We start from the raw sequence: 17,019 nt of genomic DNA, 5'->3' as shown, positions 1-17,019 counted from the left end.
GCGCATTTCGCTTTACCGACTGTGTGACCTACGAACCGACCGTGTGAGGTACGAGAGGAGCTCCCATGGCCGATGCCCCCACCGGCAGGCTGACCGTCGTCGGCGCCGGACCCGGCGCCGCGGACCTGCTGACGTTCCGTGCCGCGCGGGCGATCGCCGAGGCCGATGTGGTCATCTGGGCGGCGAGCCTGGTGCAGGCCGAGGTCCTGGAGCACGCGCGGGAGGGCGCCGAGATCCTGGACTCGGCGGCGCTGTCCCTGGAAGAGGTCGTCGCGGTGTACGAGCGGGCCGCGCGGGAGGGGCTGCGGGTCGCCAGGATCCACTCGGGCGACCCGGCGCTGTGGGGCGGCACCCAGGAGCAGCTCGACCGGGTCGCGGGGCTCGGCCTGGAGGTGGAGATCGTCCCCGGGGTGTCGTCGTTCTCGGCGGTCGCCGCGCTCGCCCAGCGCGAGCTGACGATCCCCGAGGTCGCCCAGTCGGTGATCCTGACCCGGCTCGGCGGCGGCAAGACGCCGATGCCGCCCGGTGAGGAGGTGCGCGAGTTCGCCCGGCACGGCACCACGATGGCGGTCTTCCTGTCGGCGGCCCGCTCGGGCCAGCTGGTGGCGGAGCTGCTGGAAGGCGGCTATCCGACCTCGACGCCGGTCGTCGTCGCCCACCAGGCGACCTGGCCGGAGGAGTTGGTGCTGCGCTGCACGATCGCGACGCTGGAGGAGACGGTGAAGGAGCACCGGCTCTGGAAGCACACCCTCTTCCTGGTGGGACCGGCCCTGTCCGCCTCGGGCACCCGCTCGCACCTGTACCACCCGGGCCACTTCCACGGCTTCCGCCGGGCCGACCCGCAGGCCCGCCGGGCGCTGCGGGCGGAGCGGGCCGAGCGGGCCGAGCGGGCGGAGCGTTCCCCCTCATGAACGCCGCCGCCGGTACGGGCGGGTGCGCGCGCCCGGCCGCCCCGCGCCCCCTCCCGCCGCCCCGGGGCGACCGCCCGGGGGCTCCGGCCGCAACGGTTCCCGAAGGAGCTGCCCAGTGATCGGACTGATCTCCGCCACGGCGGCGGGCGCCCGCGCCCGTGACCGGCTGGCCGCGGCCTGGCCCGGCCGGGTCCGGGTGTACGAGGGGCCGGTGCGGGAGGCCGTGGCGCGCGCCTTCGCCGAGTGCGACGCCCTGGTGTGCTTCCTCGCCACGGGCGCCACGGTCCGGCTGCTGGCCCCGCTCCTGACGGACAAGGCGTCCGACCCGGGTGTGGTCTGCGTCGACGAGGGCGTCCGGTTCGCGGTGTCGCTGCTCGGCGGCCACGGCGGCGGTGCCAACCGGCTGGCGGCCGAGGCCGCCGAGGTGCTGGGCTGCGCGCCGGTGGTGACCACCGCCGGCGACGCGGTGGGCGCGGCGAGCCTGGACACCCTGGGCCTGCCGGTGGAGGGCGCGGTGGCCGCGGTGGCGCGGGCGGTCCTGGACGGCGAGGCGGTGGAGCTGCGGGCGGACGCGGTGTGGCCGCTGCCCGCGCTGCCCCCGAACGTGCGCCCCGGCGCCCGGGGCCCGGCCGTCCTGCACCTCACCGACCGCGTCCTGCCGCTCGGCCCCGGTGAAGCCGTCCTGCGGCCCAAGTCCCTGGTCGTGGGCGTGGGTTCGGCCAAGGGCGTATCCGTCGACGAGGTGCTCGGGCTGGTCCGGGACGCGCTCGCGGACGCGGGCCTGAGCCCGCTCGCGGTGGCCGCGCTGGCCACCGTGGACGCGAAGGCGCGGGAGCCGGGCATCGTGGCGGCGGCGGCCCGGCTCGGCGTGCCCCTGACCACGTACGGCGCCGCGGAGCTCGCCCGGATCCCCGTCCCGCATCCCTCCGGCGCGCCGCTGGCGGCGGTGGGGACGCCGAGCGTGGCGGAGGCCGCCGCGCTCGCGGGCGGCGGCGAACTGCTGGTGCCGAAGCGGAAGTCGGGCCCCGCGGGGCGGGCCGCGATGGCCACCTGCGCGGTGGCGCGGCGGGCCCCGCGCGGCCGGCTCGCGGTCGTCGGGCTCGGCCCCGGCGCCCGCGACCTGCTCACCCCGCGCGCCCGGGAGGAGCTGCGCCGGGCCTCGGTGCTCGTCGGGCTCGACCAGTACGTGGACCGGATCCGCGATCTGCTGCGGCCCGGCACCACGGTCCTGGAGTCCGGTCTCGGCGCCGAGGAGGAGCGGGCCCGTACCGCGGTCGCCCGGGCCCGCGAGGGGCACGCGGTGGCCCTGATCGGCTCCGGCGACGCCGGGGTGTACGCGATGGCCGCGCCCGCGCTCGCCGAGGCGGCCGGCGACATCGACGTGGTGGGCGTGCCGGGGGTGACGGCCGCGCTGGCCGCCGCCGCCGTCCTGGGGGCGCCGCTGGGCCACGACCACGTCTCGATCAGCCTCTCGGACCTGCACACGCCGTGGGAGGTGATCGAGCGCCGGGTGCGGGCGGCGGCGGAGGCGGACCTGGTGGTGACGTTCTACAACCCGCGCAGCCGGGGCCGCGACTGGCAGCTGCCCGAGGCGCTCCGCATCCTGGCCGGGCACCGCGCCCCGCACACCCCGGTGGGGGTGGTGCGGGCCGCCTCGCACCCCGACGAGCGCAGCCGGGTGACCACGCTCGGCGGACTGGATCCGGCGACGGTGGACATGATGACGGTGGTGACCGTCGGCAGCACGGCCACCCGCGAGATCGCCGGCCGCATGGTCACCCCGCGCGGCTACCGGTGGCAGACCGGACCCGCCGAGGGGGACGCGTGAGCCGCGCCCCCGGGGCGGACGTCGGCCGCCGCCGCACCGCCGCCCCCGTACCCCCCTCCCACCACCGCCCCGGCAAGGAGAATCCGTGACGACTCCCCAGAACCGGCCGGCCCTGCTCGTCGCGGGGCACGGCACCCGGGACGAGGCCGGGGCCGAGGCGTTCCGCGCGTTCGTCGCGGAGCTCGGCCGCCGCGATCCCGGGCTGCCCGTGGCGGGCGGCTTCATCGAGCTGTCGGCGCCGCCGCTGGGCGAGGCCGTGGCCTCACTGGTGGAGCGGGGCGTGCGGCGGTTCGCGGCCGTCCCGCTGATGCTGGTGTCCGCCGGGCACGCCAAGGGCGACATCCCGGCGGCGCTGGCCCGCGAGAAGGAGCGCCACCCCGGCGTCTCCTACGCGTACGGGCGTCCACTCGGCCCGCACCCGGCGCTGCTCGCGGTCCTGGAGCGGCGGGTCGAGGAGGCCGCCGGTGATCTGGAGCGGTCGCAGGTGACGGTCCTGCTGGTGGGCCGGGGCTCCACCGATCCGGACGCCAACGCCGAGGTGCACAAGGCGGCCCGGCTGTTCTGGGAGGGGCGCGGCTACGCGGGCGTGGAGACGGCGTTCGTGTCGCTGGCCGCGCCGGACGTGCCGGCCGGGCTCGACCGCTGCGAGCGGCTGGGCGCCCGCGCGATCGTGGTCCTGCCGTACTTCCTGTTCACCGGCGTCCTGCCGGACCGGGTGCGGCGGCAGACCGGGGCGTGGGCGGCGGCGCACCAGGCTCTTGACGTGCGCGCGGCCGAGGTCATCGGCGCGGCGGAGGAGCTGCACACACTGGTGCTGGAGCGGTATGAGGAGGCGGTGCGCGGGGATCTGCGGATGAACTGCGACTCCTGTGTCTACCGGATCGCCCTGCCCGGTTTCGAGGACAAGGTGGGACTGGCCCAGCAGCCCCACTTCCACCCGGACGAGGACGGACCCCATCATCACCCCCATGGCAGCCATGCGCACGCACACCACTGAGCACGATCTGCGCCACCACGGCGACGCCGAGGTCCGGGACGTCGGCGGCGAGCTGACGGACCTCGCGGTCAACGTCCGGTCGGGCACTCCCCCGGACTGGCTGCGGGAGCGCATCGCCGCGTCCCTGACCGGTCTCGCCGCCTATCCCGACGGGCGGGCGGCGCGGGCCGCGGTCGCGCGGCGGCACGGGCTGCCCGAGGAGCGGGTGCTGCTGACGGCGGGCGCCGCGGAGGCGTTCGTGCTGCTGGCCCGGGCGCTGCCGGTGCGCTGTCCGGTGGTGGTGCATCCGCAGTTCACCGAGCCGGAGGCGGCGCTGCGGGACGCCGGGCACACGGTGCGGCGGGTGCTGCTGCGCCCCGGGGACGGCTTCCGGCTCGACCCGGCCTCGGTGCCGCCCGAGGCCGACCTCGTGGTGGTGGGCAACCCGACCAACCCGACGTCGGTGCTGCACCCGGCGAAGCTCATCGACTCACTGGCCCGGCCGGGGCGGACGCTGGTGGTGGACGAGGCGTTCATGGACGCGGTGCCGGGCGAGCGGGAGGCGCTGGCGGGACGTACGGACGTGCCGGGGCTCGTCGTGCTGCGCAGCCTCACCAAGACGTGGGGGCTGGCGGGGCTGCGGATCGGCTATGTGCTGGCCGAGCCGGAGGTGGTGGCCGCGCTGGAGCGGGCGCAGCCGCTGTGGCCGGTCTCCACGCCCGCGCTGGTGGCGGCCGAGGAGTGCGTCTCGCCGCGCGCGCTGGCCGAGGCGGAGGCGGCGGCGCTGAGCCTGGCGGCGGACCGGGAGCATCTGACGGCCGGGCTGGGCGAGTTCGACGAGGTACGGGTGGTGGAGGCGGCGGAGGGGCCGTTCGTGCTGGCCCGGATGGCGGGGGCGGCGGAGGTGCGGGCGCGGCTGCGCGGGCTGGGGTTCGCGGTGCGACGGGGCGACACGTTCCCGGGCCTCGGCCCGGAGTGGCTGCGGATCGCGGTCCGGGACCGGGTCACGACGAACCGTTTCCTCCAAGCACTGGACCAGGCCCTGACACTGACGGCGACCCACACGCCCCACGCCTGAACCGGCACGGGCCCCGCGCCGCCCGCACAGAACGATCCGACTCCACCCCAGGGACGCGGGGCCCGCACAGAACGCCCCGCTCCCAGGGGCGCGGGGAACCGCGCGACCAGCCACCCACGGCCCGCACGGAACAATCCGCCCCCAGGGCCACGGACCCCACCCGCCCGCACAGAACACCCGCCTCCCCCGGGGCGCGGGGAACTGCGCGACCAGCCACGCACGGCCCGCGGTGAACCCCGCACCCCGATCCCCCGCACCCCACAGACCCCGCCCCGCCCCGGAACCCCTCAGCCGCGCCGCCGAGCGACCAGCACCGCTCCCCCGCCCGCCACCAGCAGCGCCAGCGCCCCGCCGACCACGTACGGCGTCGACGAGCCGCCGCCGGTCTCCGCCAGGGCCAGCTTCGGGTCGGCCTCGGTCGCCTGGGGGCGCACCGAGGTGCTCGACGCCCGGGTCGGGGCGGCCGGGGTCGGGGCCTCGCAGGTCGCCTCCGCCAGGGTCACCTCGCCGGTCACCTCGGCCACGTTCAGCTTCAGGGGGTTCACCGACACCCGCAGGCTCAGGGCCGTCGCGGCGGCGGTACGGCTCGTGGTGCGCGTGGAAGACAGGTCCAGGGTGACCTCGCCGACCCCGGGCACCGCCACCCGGGTCGTGCCGCCCGTCGTCAGGGTGACCTTCTTGCCCAGGGCGGTCACCGAGCCCAGCAGGTTGGCGGTGGCCGTCGGCCGCTTGCCCGCCTCGCAGACCGCCTTGCTGGTGACTTCCTGGACCTCGATCAGGGAGAGCAGCGGCAGTCCGGGGACGTGGAGGCGGGCGTGCAGGAGGTGGGTGCTGCCGGTGGCCCGGTGGGCGTCGACCGTCGCCACGGCGTCCGCGACGTCCGCGTTGAGGACGTCGACGGGCCGGCCCTTGGCCACGCCGTCCAGCTTCACCTGGAGCGCGGTCCGGCGGGAACTCTCGGGCGCCCGGACCTCGTTGAGGGTGGTCTTGAGCGGGACGTCGACCGTCTTGTTCAGCAGCGAGACATCGAGCCCGGTGCGCAGCACGACCGCGCTCGCCTGCCCGCCGTGCCCGCCGCCCGTGGCGTGTGCCGGGACGGGCGCCGCGAGGGCCAGCGACCCCAGCGTCAGCGCGACGGCGGCCGACTTACGTGCGGGCAGGCGGAAGTTGATGGTGTTCAAGGTGGTGGAACCCCCACAGGAGACATGAGCCGCCACCCCGCGCCCGCCCACGGGGACTCGTGGGGCTCGGGTGAGCCAGGGGCGCGCCGGTGACGTGAGACACCGGAATCTTTACGCACGGAGAGTGAACGCACCGATACCTGGCGTCAGTTCACCCGAAAGGGGCGAATGCGGGGTTCTGTTCGGCATCGCACGCGCGGGCGTTCGAGCTCATCGCTCCCGGCGGCCTCCCTGGGGCGTGCGCCGGTCGCCCCGCCCCGGCGCACGCCTCGCGAGGGCATGGGGGCACAACGAGCCCGCACCCCCGGCCGTCACTGCGCGCGTCAGCCCCCGGCCACTCACCGCCCCGGCCCGCGGCCACCCTCCACGTCGGCCCGCGCCCCCGCCTCAGCCCACGATCCGCCCGTTCAGCACGATCCGGCTCGGCGCCGCCAGCACCCGTACGTCCGCGCGCGGGTCCTCCTCGTACACCACGAGGTCCGCCGGCGCGCCCTCCTCCAGGACCGGGCGGCCCAGCCAGGTCCGGGCGCCCCAGGTCGTGGCGGAGAGGGCCTCGACGGGCGGGATGCCCGCCTTCACCAGCTCGGCCACCTCCTCGGCGACCAGGCCGTGCGCCATCGAGCCGCCCGCGTCGGTGCCGACGAAGACGGGGATCCCGGCGTCGTGGGCCGCGCGGACCGTGTCGTAGCGGCGGGCGTGGAGCCGGCGCATATGGGCCGACCAGTTCGGGAACTTGGCCTCGCCGCCGTCCGCGAGGTGCGGGAACGTGGCGATGTTGACCAGGGTGGGCACGATGGCGACACCGCGCTCGGCGAAGAGCGGGATCGTCTCCTCGGTGAGGCCCGTGGCGTGCTCGACGCAGTCGATGCCCGCCTCCACCAGGTCGCGGAGCGAGTCCTCGGCGAAGCAGTGGGCCGTCACCCGGGCGCCGAGCCGGTGCGCCTCGGCGATCGCCGCCTCGACCTCGCCGCGCGGCCAGCAGGCCGTCAGGTCGCCCACCTCGCGGTCGATCCAGTCGCCGACCAGCTTCACCCAGCCGTCGCCGCGGCGCGCCTCGCGGGCCACGTACGCGACGAGGTCGCCGGGCTCGATCTCATGGGCGTAGTTGCGGATGTAGCGGCGGGTGCGGGCGATGTGGCGGCCCGCCCGGATGATCTTCGGCAGGTCCTCGCGGCCGTCGATCCAGCGGGTGTCGGAGGGCGAGCCCGCGTCCCGCAGCAGCAGGGTGCCCGTCTCGCGGTCCCGCAGCGCCTGCTTCTCGCTGGTCTCGTCGTCGACCGGGCCGTGCTGGTCGAGCCCGACGTGGCAGTGCGCGTCGACCAGGCCGGGCAGCGCCCAGCCGGCAAGCGTGACGGCCTCCACCGCGCCCGGCGGGCGTTCGTAGGTGATCCGGCCGTCCACCGCCCACAGTTCGTCGCGCACGTCCTCGGGCCCGGCGAGCACCCGCCCCTTCACATGCAGCACCACGTGATCGCTCATGGTCAGCACTGTACGAGGCGCTGGGTACCCTCGACCGGGTACACCCACCGATGTACCGAGCACCCCGCTGATGTGAAGAAGGCACCGCTGTGACGCACCCGTTCCTCGATCTGGCCCCGCTGACCGCCGACCGCTTCGCGGCCATCGAGCGGCGGGTGGCCGCGCTGCTCGCCACCGAGCAGGACGTCGTGATCATGCAGGGCGAGGCGCTGCTGCCGCTGGAGGGCTGCATCCGGGGCGCGGCCCACCCGGGTTCCACCGCGCTGAACGTGGTGACCGGCCCGTACGGCCAGACGTTCGGCGACTGGCTGCGGGACTGCGGCGCGCACGTGGTCGACCTGGAGGTGCCCTTCCACGCGGCGGTCACCGCCGAGCAGATCGACCGGGCGCTCACCGAGCACCCGGAGATCGACTTCGTCTCACTGGTGCACGCGGAGGCGGCCACCGGCAACACCAACCCGGTGGCGGAGATCGGCGAGGTGGTCCGCCGGCACGGGGCGCTGTTCATGCTGGACGCGGTCGCCTCGGTGGGCGCCGAGCCGCTGCTGCCGGACGCGTGGGGCGTGGACCTGTGCGTGATCGGCGCGCAGAAGGCGATGGGCGGCCCGGCGGGCGTCTCGGCGGTGTCGGTGAGCGGGCGCGCCTGGGAGCGGATCGCCGCCAACCCCCGGGCCCCGCGCCGCTCCTACCTCTCGCTGCTGGACTGGAAGGAGCGCTGGATCGACGGCGGGCGCAAGGCCCTGCTGCACGCTCCGGCGCAGCTGGAGATGCTGGCGCTGGAGGCGTGTGTGGAGCGGATCGAGGCGGCGGGCCCGGAGACGGTGATGGCCCGGCACGCCTCGGCCGCCGCCGCGACCCGGGCGGGCGCCTCGGCGCTGGGCGGCGGCCTCACGCCGTACGTCCACGACGCCCGGGACGCGGCGCCGGTGGCCACGACGCTGCGCACCCCCGAGGGGGTCGACGCCGCCGGGCTGGTCGCCGCGGCGCTGGCGGCCGACCCGTCGCTGCCGCTGATCGCGGGCGGCGGGGCGCTGGCCAAGGAGATGATCCGGGTCAACCACTACGGCGCCGACGCCACCGAGGAGGCCGTGCGCGGTTCGCTGGCGGCGCTGGGGGCCGCGCTGGCCGCAGCCGGGCGCCAGGTCGACACGGAAGCCGCCCTCAAGGCCGTCGCGCACACCTGGTGACTTCCTTTTCCATCAATAGCGCAGCCAAATAGAAGATTAATTCCAGTAAACGGGAAGCTACTTTATCGAGAGTAGCTTCCCGTTTTCTTCTGCCCCGGCCCGTTGATCTCAAACGCAAGATCCCGACAAGGTTTTCCGGGCGGTTGTACGGGTGTGATCGAACCCACAATGGCGCCTTTTTGTCCGGCAATTACCGGACAAACCGCCTCGCGCGTACACCTGCGTGATAACACAGACGGACGCCGTGCACACCCCCTCCCGGGAATGCGATTTCGATTTTCCCTGGGTAAATTCCTTCCGCATGACCGCCGCACAGACCGTTGTCCATATCGACACCCCACGCGTCGAGGACGGCGCCGCGATCTGGCGTATCGCCCGCGACTCGCAAGTCCTGGACCTCAACTCCTCGTACAGCTATCTGCTCTGGTGCCGCGACTTCGCCGCCACCTCCGTGGTGGCGCGCGACGCCACCGGTGAGCCGATCGCCTTCGTCACCGGCTACGTCCGCCCCGACCGGCCCGGGACGCTGGTCGTCTGGCAGGTCGCCGTGGACCGCGAGCACCGGGGGCGCGGCCTGGCCGGCGCCCTGCTCGAAGCGCTGACCGGGAAGGTCGCCGACACCCACGGCGTCAGCACCGTCGAGACCACCGTGACCCCCGACAACACCGCCTCCGACCGGCTGTTCACCTCCTTCGCCGAGCGGCGCGGCACCGCGCCCCGCCGCGAAGTCCTCTTCGACAGCGGGCTGTTCCCCGACGCGGGGCACGCGGCGGAAGTCCTCTACCGGATCGACCTGGGAGTACGACTGTGACCATCACCCCGCCCGCGCTGAGCGTCTTCGAGTCCGTCGAGTCCGAGGTGCGCAGCTACTGCCGCGGCTGGCCCGCCGTCTTCGACCGCGCCCAGGGCGCCCGGCTCACCGACGAGGACGGCCACGACTACCTGGACTTCTTCGCCGGGGCCGGCTCACTCAACTACGGGCACAACAACCCGGTGCTCAAACGCGCGCTCCTGGACTATCTGGAACGCGACGGCATCACCCACGGCCTGGACATGGCCACCACGTCGAAACGGGCGTTCCTGGAGACGTTCCACGACGTGATCCTGCGCCCGCGCGACCTGCCGTACAAGGTGATGTTCCCCGGCCCGACCGGCACCAACGCGGTCGAGGCGGCGCTGAAGCTGGCCCGCAAGGTCAAGGGCCGCGAGTCGATCGTCTCCTTCACCAACGCCTTCCACGGCATGTCGCTCGGCTCGCTCGCCGTCACCGGCAACGCCTTCAAGCGCGCCGGGGCCGGGATCCCGCTGGTGCACGGCACGCCGATGCCGTTCGACAACTACCTGGACGGGCAGGTGCCCGACTTCCTGTGGTTCGAGCGGCTCCTGGAGGACCAGGGCTCCGGGCTCAACAAGCCCGCGGCCGTGATCGTGGAGACCGTGCAGGGCGAGGGCGGCATCAACGTGGCCCGGCCCCAGTGGCTGCGGGCGCTCGCCGATCTGTGCCGGCGCCAGGACATGCTGCTGATCGTCGACGACATCCAGATGGGGTGCGGGCGCACCGGCGCGTTCTTCTCGTTCGAGGAGGCGGGCATCAGCCCGGACATCGTCACGCTCTCCAAGTCGATCAGCGGCTACGGACTGCCCATGTCGCTCTGCCTGTTCAAGCCGGAGCTGGACGTGTGGGAGCCGGGCGAGCACAACGGCACCTTCCGCGGCAACAACCCCGCCTTCGTCACCGCGACCGCGGCCCTGGAGGCGTACTGGTCGGACGGCGGCGCCCTGGAGAAGCAGACCAGGACCCGGGGCGAGCAGGTCGAGCAGGCGCTGATCTCCCTCACCGAGGAGAACCTGGTCGACGTCAAGGAGTACCGGGGCCACGGTCTGGTCTGGGGCCTGGAGTTCCACGACAAGGACCGGGCGGGCAGGGTGGCGCGGCGCGCCTTCGACCTCGGCCTGCTGGTGGAGACGTCCGGCCCGCGGAGCGAGGTGGCCAAGCTGCTGCCGCCGCTGACCATCACCGAGGACGAGCTGGACGAGGGGCTGCGCACCCTCGCCCGCGCCGTCCGCGAGACGGCCGTCTGAGCCGTACCTACGAGGAAAGGGAGCAACCCACTGTGATCGTCCGCTCGTTGAAGGACATCGAGGGCACCGACCGCCACGTCCGGGCCGCCTCCGGCACCTGGGAGAGCAAGCGGATCGTGCTCGCCAAGGAGAAGGTCGGCTTCTCCCTGCACGAGACGGTCCTGTACGCGGGCACCGAGACGTCGATGTGGTACGCCAACCACATCGAGGCGGTGCTGTGCGTGGAGGGCGAGGCCGAGCTCACCGACCACGAGAGCGGCGAGACCCACTGGATCGAGCCCGGCACGATGTACCTGCTGAACGGCCATGAGCGCCACACCCTGCGTCCCAAGACCGACTTCCGCTGCGTCTGCGTCTTCAACCCGCCCGTCACCGGACGGGAGGACCACGACGAGAACGGCGTCTACCCGCTGCTGACCGAACCCGAGGAGGGCTGATCGACATGCAGGACCTGTACCCCACCCGCGGCGCCGCCGAAGTGGTGACGCCCCGTCAGGACCCGGTCGTCTGGGGCCCGTCGGAGGGCTTCGAGTCGTACGAGAAGGACGGCTTCCTCACCGTCGACCAGCTGCTCGCCGACGACGAGGTGGCCTTCTACCGGCGCGAGCTGGAGCGGATGATCGCCGATCCGGCGGTCCGCGCCGACGAGCGCTCGATCGTGGAGCCGCAGACGCGGTCGGTGCGCTCGGTCTTCGAGGTGCACCGGCTGAGCGAGGTCTTCGCGGGTCTGGTGCGCGACGAGCGCGTGGTCGGCACCGCCCGGCGGATCCTGGGCTCGGACGTGTACGTCCACCAGTCGCGGATCAATGTGAAGCCGGGGTTCGGCGCGTCGGGCTTCTACTGGCACTCGGACTTCGAGACCTGGCACGCCGAGGACGGTCTGCCCCGGATGCGGACCGTGTCGGTGTCGATCGCGCTCACCGAGAACCACGACACCAACGGCGGCCTGATGATCATGCCCGGTTCGCACCGGGACTTCCTCGGGTGCGCCGGGGCCACGCCCGAGGACAACTACAAGAAGTCGCTGCAGATGCAGGACGCGGGCACGCCGTCCGACGGGGCGCTGACCACGATGGCCGACCGGCACGGCATCCGGCTGTTCACCGGCCGCGCGGGCTCGGCGACCTGGTTCGACTGCAACTGCATGCACGGCTCCGGGGACAACATCACCCCGTATCCGCGCAGCAACGTCTTCATCGTCTTCAACAGCGTGGAGAACGCGGCGGCCGAGCCGTTCGCGGCCCCGGTGCGGCGCCCGGAGTTCATCGGCGCGAGAGACTTCACGCCGGTGCGGTGATCGTTGGTACGGTCGGTCCATGGCTGATGCGACTTCACGAACTCCCGTCACCGGCGCCGATGTCGAGCACTCCGTGCGGCTCTCGGTCACCGCGCTGCGGGCGGGGCTCGGCGCGGACTGGAGCGTGCGGGCGGGCTCCCTGGAGTGGGACTGCTGGGAGACCGTCGAGCACCTCTCGGACGACCTCTTCGCGTACGCCGTGCAGCTCGGCCCGCAGCAGCCGCCGCTCGACGGCGAGGTGCCGTACCTGTGGGAGGCGAAGCGGCCCGGCGGGCCCCGCAACGCGGTGCACGCCGACCGCGCGGCCGGGCCCGCCGGGCTCCTCCAGACCCTGGAGGCCAGCGGCGCCCTGCTGACCGCGATGGTCCGCACGTCCTCCCCGGAGGTGCGCGCCCACCACGGCTTCGGCGTCTCGGACCCGGAGGGCTTCGCGGCGATGGGGATCGTGGAGACCCTGCTGCACACCCATGACGTGGCCCAGGGCCTCGGCGTCGGCTGGACGCCGCCCGGCGGACTGTGCGACCGGGTGCTGGCGCGGCTGTTCCGCGACGTCCCGGCCGAGCCGGACCGGTGGCGCGTGCTGCTGTGGGCCACCGGCCGGGCCGACCTGCCGGAGCTGCCGCACCAGGACACCTGGCGCTGGTACGGCGAGCCCCTCACCGAAGCAGCCAGATCCTGAGCTCGCCGACCGGGGCGAACCCGGCGCGCACGGCGGCGTCGAGGTCGTCGCCGCTCTCGTAGCCGACGACGTCGAGGCCGGGCCGGTGGCGGGCGAGCGCGTCCAGGCATCCGGCCCAGGCCGCGTCGAGGCCGCCGTCGGCCGCGAACAGGTTGGAGACGCCCACCACCGGCCCGCTCGTACTGGCGACGGCGCCCGCCACGGTCCGGCCGTCCGCGTCCCGGGCCGCGAGGAAGGTGTGCGCGTCCTCTTCGAGCAGCGCGGGCGGGAAGAGACCGCCGCCCTCCCCGTCCGACCAGGCCAGCTCCCAGGCGGCCAACTCCTCGGCCGTGCGCACCGGTTCCCAGCCGCCGGTGCCCGGCCCGGGCGCGGGGCGGTGGATCCACCGGGCGTCGAAGAGGACCCCGAAGCCGTCGGCCGTCAGGTCGAGGGTGGCGAAGCTGTCCTTGACGGAGGCGCCCGGAGCGGCGTCGATCAGGGGCACGATGTCGCCCGCCCGCGCCCCGGGCGCGAGGGTCACCGCGTCCGGGTAGTACAGCGGGGTGCGCCGGGGGCTGGTCCAGGCGCGCGGGCCCCACTCCCCCGTGATGCCGTGCGCGCGGCACAGGGCGGCGCACCACTCGGCGTTGTTGCGGACGGCGTCCGCCATCCGCCCGTTCTGCTGGATGTCCATGGTCACGGCCCGATCCTCCCTCGGGGAACCGGGCCGTGAACAGGGGTTTTCCCGGGGTCAGCCGACGGTCGCGGCGGCGTCCAGGGCGGGGTAGTCGAGGTAGCCCCGGTCGTCCCCGCCGAAGAAACTCGCCGGGTCGGGGGCGTTGAACGGGCCGCCCGCGCGCAGCCGCCGCGGCAGGTCCGGGTTGGCGAGGAAGAGCGCCCCGTACGACAGGAGGTCGGTGGTGCCGTCCTCGATCAGGCGCAGCTCGTCGGGGCCGGTGGGGCCGCTGGTGGCGGCGTTGAGGACGATCGTGCCCTCGAACAGCTTGCGCAGGGTCAGGGTGAGCTCCCGGATCTCGGGGCCGCCCTCCAGGATGTGCAGATAGGCGAGGCCGAGCGGGGCGAGTTCGCGCACCAGCGCGGTGTACGTGGCCTCGGGCGCGGGCTCAAAGACGTCGTTGTACGGGTTTCCGGGCGAGATGCGCAGCGCGGTGCGGCCCGCGCCGATCTCGGCGGCGACGGCCTTGACCACCTCGGCGGCGAACCGGGCGCGGGCCTCGTCGGAGCCGCCCCAGCGGTCGGTGCGCAGATTGGTGTTGGGGGCGAGGAACTGCTGGATGAGGTAGCCGTTGGCGCCGTGCAGCTCCACGCCGTCGAAGCCCGCCGCGACGGCGTTGCGCGCGGCCGACACGAAGGCGCCGATGGTCTCCAGGACCTCGTCGCCGGTCAGCTCGCGCGGGGTGACGAACGCCTGCGGGCCGTTGTGGGTGTAGACCTGCCCGGCGGCGGCGACCGGCGAGGGGGCGACGTTGTGCAGGTCGCCGGGGAGCAGATCGGGGTGGCCGATCCGGCCGGCGTGCATCAGCTGGGCGAAGATCCGGCCGCCCCGGGCGTGCACGGCGTCGGTGACCGTGCGCCAGGCGGCCACCTGCTCCTCGCTGTGCAGGCCCGGGGTGTCGGGGTAGCCCTGGCCGACCTCCGCCGGCTGGATGCCCTCGGTGATGATCAGCCCGGCGGTGGCGCGCTGGGCGTAGTACTCGGCCGTGGACGCGGTGGGCGAGTTCCCGGGGCCGTAGGCGCGGCTGCGGGTCATCGGGGCCATGGCGATGCGGTTGGAAAGGCGCAGGCCGGACAGGTCGATCGGGTCGAAGGCGGTGGTCATGACAGCTCCAGGGGAGGGTTATGTGGTCGGCCAAGTAATCCGACGCCGCCAACTGTAACCCATTGATTGGCCGACCAAGGTAAACTTCTGGCATGACCCCGGAGACCCGCGCCCAAGACCCCCTCTGTACCGAGGCGGCACCCACCGCCTGCACCGAAGGGCTGTCCCGCACGCCCGGCGCGGCCCGCGGCGGCCCGGTCAGCCACGCCGTGTCCCGGGTGGCCCGGCTGCACCGCCTCGCCGCGGGCCGGGCCCTGCGCGCGACCGGGCTCTACCCGGGCCAGGAGATCCTGATGATGCACCTGTGGGACGCGGGCGCGGTGCGCCAGTCCGAGCTCATCCGGGTGATGGAGCTCGACCCGTCCACGGTGACGAAGATGCTCCAGCGCCTTGAGCAGTCGGGGCACGTCCGCCGCCGCCCCGACCCCGCCGACCGGCGCGCCTCCCTGGTCGAGGCGACGCCCGCCGGCCAGGCCCTGCGCCATGAGGTCGAGGCCGCGTGGTGCGGCCTGGAGGACACGACCCTGGCCGGCCTCGACCCGGCCGAACGGGCCCTGCTGAGCGGCCTGTTGGAGAAGCTGGAGGCGAACCTGTGCCCGCTGGTGAGCGAGGAGGAGTGCCTCGCGGAGCCGGGCGCGCCGGCCCGCCGCCCCACAGCGGGCCGCAAGAGCCCGTCAGACGGCCGCTAGGACGTCAAGGGCGCGGTCCACGTCCGCCGAGGAGTTGTAGAGGTGGACCGCGAAGCGCAGATTGCCGCCCCGGGCCGAGCAGGACACCCCGGCCCGCATCAGCTCCTCCCGCACGCCGTCCAGGCCCGGCACCGCGACGACCGCCGAGTCCTCGGCGACGGACCGGTGGCCGAGGGCGGTGAGCCCGGCGCGCAGCCGGTCCGCGAGCGCCAGGGCGTGGGCGTGCACCGCGCCGATGCCCACCGACTCCAGCAGCGCGAGCGAGTGCTGTGCCGCGTGGTACGAGAGGAACGAGCCGGGCTCGTCGTAGCGGCGCGCGGTGCGGGCGAGCGCGCGCACCGGGCCGTAGTTGTCGCCGAGGTCCTCGGCGGCGAACCACCCCGAGTGCAGGGCCCCGAGCCGCTCCTGGGCCTCCTCGGTGACGGTGAGGAACGAGGTGCCGCGCGGGCAGGCGAGGAACTTGAACCCGGCGGTGACCGTGTAGTCGTGGGCGCCCGCGTCCAGCGGCAGCCAGCCCGCCGACTGGCTGGCGTCGAGCAGCGTACGGGCGCCGTGCGCCGCCGCCGCGGCCCGTACCGCGGCCAGGTCGGCGACCCGGCCGTCGGCCGACTGCACGGAGGAGAAGGCGATCAGCGCGGTGTCCGGCCGCACCTCCTCGGCCAGCGCCTCCAGCGGCACGTACCGCATCTTGAGGTCGCCGCGCACCGCGAACGGCTGCACCACCGAGCTGAACTCCCCCTCGGGAGCGAGGACTTCGGCCCCGGCGGGCAGCCCGTGGGCGATCAGGGCGACGTGCACGGAGACCGACGAGCCGAGCGCGACCCGGTCGGCGCCGACCCCGGCGAGCCGGGCGAACGAGCTCCGCACGGCGGCGAGCGCCTCGAAGCTGCCCGCGCCGTCGCGGGTGCCCGCCGCGTTCGCCCCGGCGAGCTCGGCGACGGCGGCGACGGCCCGCCGGGGCAGCAGGCCGCAGCTGGAGGTGTTCAGATACGTCGTCTCGGGCGCGAACTCGTCGCCCGACAAAGGCTCCAGGATCTCCATGATCCCACCCTGGGGTCCCCCGGCCCCGGGGTCAATCGGCGACGGCGGGTCAGGCGCGCGGGACCTCGCACCCGTCCGGGCCGCACGCGTCCGCGTCGGTGCCGAGCGTGGCCAGTACGGGGGTGTGCTCCTGCCACGCCTGGGTCAGCGCCTGGGTGAAGACCTCGGCGGGCTGGCCGCCGGAGATGCCGTACTTGCGGTCGACGACGAAGAACGGCACCGCGCTGGCGCCCAGCGCCGCCGCCTCGGCCTCGTCCGCCCGCACCTCGTCGGCGTAGGCGCTCTCGTCGGCGAGCACGGCGCGCGCCTCGTCCGCGTCCAGGCCCGCCTCCACGGCGAGGGCGAGGAGCACCTCGGCGTCGAAGACCGAGCGCTCCTCGGCGAAGTTGGCCCGGTAGGCGAGGTCGAGCAGCTCGCCCTGGCGGCCACGGGCCTTGGCCAGGTGCAGCAGCCGGTGGATGTCGAAGGTGTTGCCGTGGTCGCGGCCGTCGACGAGGTAGCCCAGGCCCTCGGCGTGGGCGTTGGAGGCGACGTGCTCCTCCATGCCCCGGGCCTCGTCCAGGGTGCGGCCGTACTTCTCGGCCAGCATCGGGATCACCGGGCCGACCTGGTCCTTGGGCCGGTTCGGGTCGAGCTCGAAGGAGCGGTGCACGACCTCGACGTCATCGCGGTGGGCGAACTCGGCCAGACCCTTCTCGAAACGGGCCTTTCCGACATAGCACCAGGGGCAGGCGATGTCGCTCCAGATCTCGACGCGCATGTCACTTCTCTC

At 74.3% G+C, this 17,019-nt stretch carries 17 protein-coding genes; 11 read left to right on the top strand and 6 right to left on the bottom strand.

The annotated features are described in order from the left end of the window. Nucleotides 1-65 precede the first annotated feature (65 nt). The 4 genes from cobM to cobC all read left to right on the top strand — a co-directional run bounded on the left by cobM (nucleotide 66) and on the right by cobC (nucleotide 4,793). Nucleotides 66-911, top strand: a complete 846-nt coding sequence (gene cobM / locus AB5J87_RS26900) for a precorrin-4 C(11)-methyltransferase (protein ID WP_369380044.1) — start codon at nucleotides 66-68, stop codon at nucleotides 909-911. Between the two features lie 115 nt (nucleotides 912-1,026). Then, nucleotides 1,027-2,739, top strand: a complete 1,713-nt coding sequence (gene cobJ, locus AB5J87_RS26895) for a precorrin-3B C(17)-methyltransferase (protein ID WP_369380042.1) — start codon at nucleotides 1,027-1,029, stop codon at nucleotides 2,737-2,739. Nucleotides 2,740-2,824: 85 nt separating this feature from the next. After that, the gene (locus AB5J87_RS26890; RefSeq protein ID WP_369380041.1) at nucleotides 2,825-3,736 is read left to right on the top strand and encodes a sirohydrochlorin chelatase; all 912 of its coding nucleotides are present in this window, start codon (nucleotides 2,825-2,827) and stop codon (nucleotides 3,734-3,736) included. Then, nucleotides 3,708-4,793 carry an Rv2231c family pyridoxal phosphate-dependent protein CobC gene (gene cobC / locus AB5J87_RS26885; protein ID WP_369380039.1) on the top strand — a complete coding sequence of 362 codons (1,086 nt, stop codon included), beginning with the start codon at nucleotides 3,708-3,710 and terminating at the stop codon, nucleotides 4,791-4,793. Before AB5J87_RS26890 ends, cobC begins: the two co-directional genes overlap by 29 nt. Before the next feature lie 287 nt (nucleotides 4,794-5,080). On the opposite strand, the gene AB5J87_RS26880 is transcribed toward cobC, so the two are convergent. Together AB5J87_RS26880 and AB5J87_RS26875 are read right to left on the bottom strand one after the other, a co-directional pair. Continuing rightward, nucleotides 5,081-5,974 carry an SCO1860 family LAETG-anchored protein gene (locus AB5J87_RS26880; protein WP_369380038.1) on the bottom strand — a complete coding sequence of 298 codons (894 nt, stop codon included), beginning with the start codon at nucleotides 5,972-5,974 and terminating at the stop codon, nucleotides 5,081-5,083. Nucleotides 5,975-6,361: 387 nt separating this feature from the next. Then, nucleotides 6,362-7,453, bottom strand: a complete 1,092-nt coding sequence (locus AB5J87_RS26875; protein ID WP_369380035.1) for an amidohydrolase family protein — start codon at nucleotides 7,451-7,453, stop codon at nucleotides 6,362-6,364. An 89-nt stretch (nucleotides 7,454-7,542) separates the two neighbouring features. Between AB5J87_RS26875 and AB5J87_RS26870 the strand changes: the two genes are divergently transcribed. The 6 genes from AB5J87_RS26870 (at nucleotide 7,543) to AB5J87_RS26845 (ending at nucleotide 12,698) form a co-directional block, all read left to right on the top strand. Continuing rightward, a complete protein-coding gene (locus AB5J87_RS26870; RefSeq protein WP_369380032.1) occupies nucleotides 7,543-8,640 on the top strand; it encodes an aminotransferase class V-fold PLP-dependent enzyme in 1,098 nt (365 codons plus the stop codon). A 301-nt stretch (nucleotides 8,641-8,941) separates the two neighbouring features. Beyond that, nucleotides 8,942-9,451, top strand: a complete 510-nt coding sequence (gene ectA / locus AB5J87_RS26865; protein ID WP_369380030.1) for a diaminobutyrate acetyltransferase — start codon at nucleotides 8,942-8,944, stop codon at nucleotides 9,449-9,451. Continuing rightward, entirely contained in the window at nucleotides 9,448-10,722 is a 1,275-nt protein-coding gene (gene ectB / locus AB5J87_RS26860) for a diaminobutyrate--2-oxoglutarate transaminase (protein WP_369380027.1), read from the top strand. The genes ectA and ectB overlap by 4 nt, the downstream gene beginning before the upstream one ends. A gap of 32 nt (nucleotides 10,723-10,754) precedes the next feature. Further along, entirely contained in the window at nucleotides 10,755-11,159 is a 405-nt protein-coding gene (locus AB5J87_RS26855; RefSeq protein WP_369380025.1) for an ectoine synthase, read from the top strand. 5 nt (nucleotides 11,160-11,164) lie between these two features. Next, a complete protein-coding gene (gene thpD / locus AB5J87_RS26850) occupies nucleotides 11,165-12,019 on the top strand; it encodes an ectoine hydroxylase (RefSeq protein WP_369380024.1) in 855 nt (284 codons plus the stop codon). A gap of 19 nt (nucleotides 12,020-12,038) precedes the next feature. Then, the gene (locus tag AB5J87_RS26845; RefSeq protein ID WP_369380022.1) at nucleotides 12,039-12,698 is read left to right on the top strand and encodes a hypothetical protein; all 660 of its coding nucleotides are present in this window, start codon (nucleotides 12,039-12,041) and stop codon (nucleotides 12,696-12,698) included. Here the strand turns inward: AB5J87_RS26845 and AB5J87_RS26840 are convergent. Then, complete coding sequence (locus tag AB5J87_RS26840; protein ID WP_369383683.1) at nucleotides 12,676-13,371, bottom strand: hypothetical protein; 696 nt, start codon at nucleotides 13,369-13,371, stop codon at nucleotides 12,676-12,678. The genes AB5J87_RS26845 and AB5J87_RS26840 overlap by 23 nt on opposite strands. Nucleotides 13,372-13,428: 57 nt before the next feature. Next, nucleotides 13,429-14,517, bottom strand: a complete 1,089-nt coding sequence (locus AB5J87_RS26835; protein WP_369380020.1) for an alkene reductase — start codon at nucleotides 14,515-14,517, stop codon at nucleotides 13,429-13,431. A 92-nt stretch (nucleotides 14,518-14,609) separates the two neighbouring features. On the opposite strand from AB5J87_RS26835, the gene AB5J87_RS26830 reads away from it, so the two are divergent. Further along, nucleotides 14,610-15,206 (top strand): MarR family winged helix-turn-helix transcriptional regulator, encoded by a 597-nt coding sequence (locus AB5J87_RS26830; RefSeq protein ID WP_369380019.1) that lies wholly within the window; start codon nucleotides 14,610-14,612, stop codon nucleotides 15,204-15,206. Here AB5J87_RS26830 and AB5J87_RS26825 read toward each other — a convergent pair. Then, complete coding sequence (locus AB5J87_RS26825) at nucleotides 15,192-16,247, bottom strand: aminotransferase class V-fold PLP-dependent enzyme (RefSeq protein WP_369380016.1); 1,056 nt, start codon at nucleotides 16,245-16,247, stop codon at nucleotides 15,192-15,194. The two genes, AB5J87_RS26830 and AB5J87_RS26825, sit on opposite strands and share 15 nt — an antisense overlap. 49 nt (nucleotides 16,248-16,296) lie before the next feature. After that, nucleotides 16,297-17,007 carry a DsbA family oxidoreductase gene (locus AB5J87_RS26820; protein ID WP_369380015.1) on the bottom strand — a complete coding sequence of 237 codons (711 nt, stop codon included), beginning with the start codon at nucleotides 17,005-17,007 and terminating at the stop codon, nucleotides 16,297-16,299. Nucleotides 17,008-17,019 lie beyond the last annotated feature (12 nt).

The organism is Streptomyces sp. cg36 (assembly GCF_041080675.1).
In the GTDB taxonomy this organism is placed as follows: domain Bacteria; phylum Actinomycetota; class Actinomycetes; order Streptomycetales; family Streptomycetaceae; genus Streptomyces.
The sequence above is the reverse complement of the archived record's forward strand: the minus strand, read 5'-3'. Positions and strand labels throughout refer to the sequence as shown.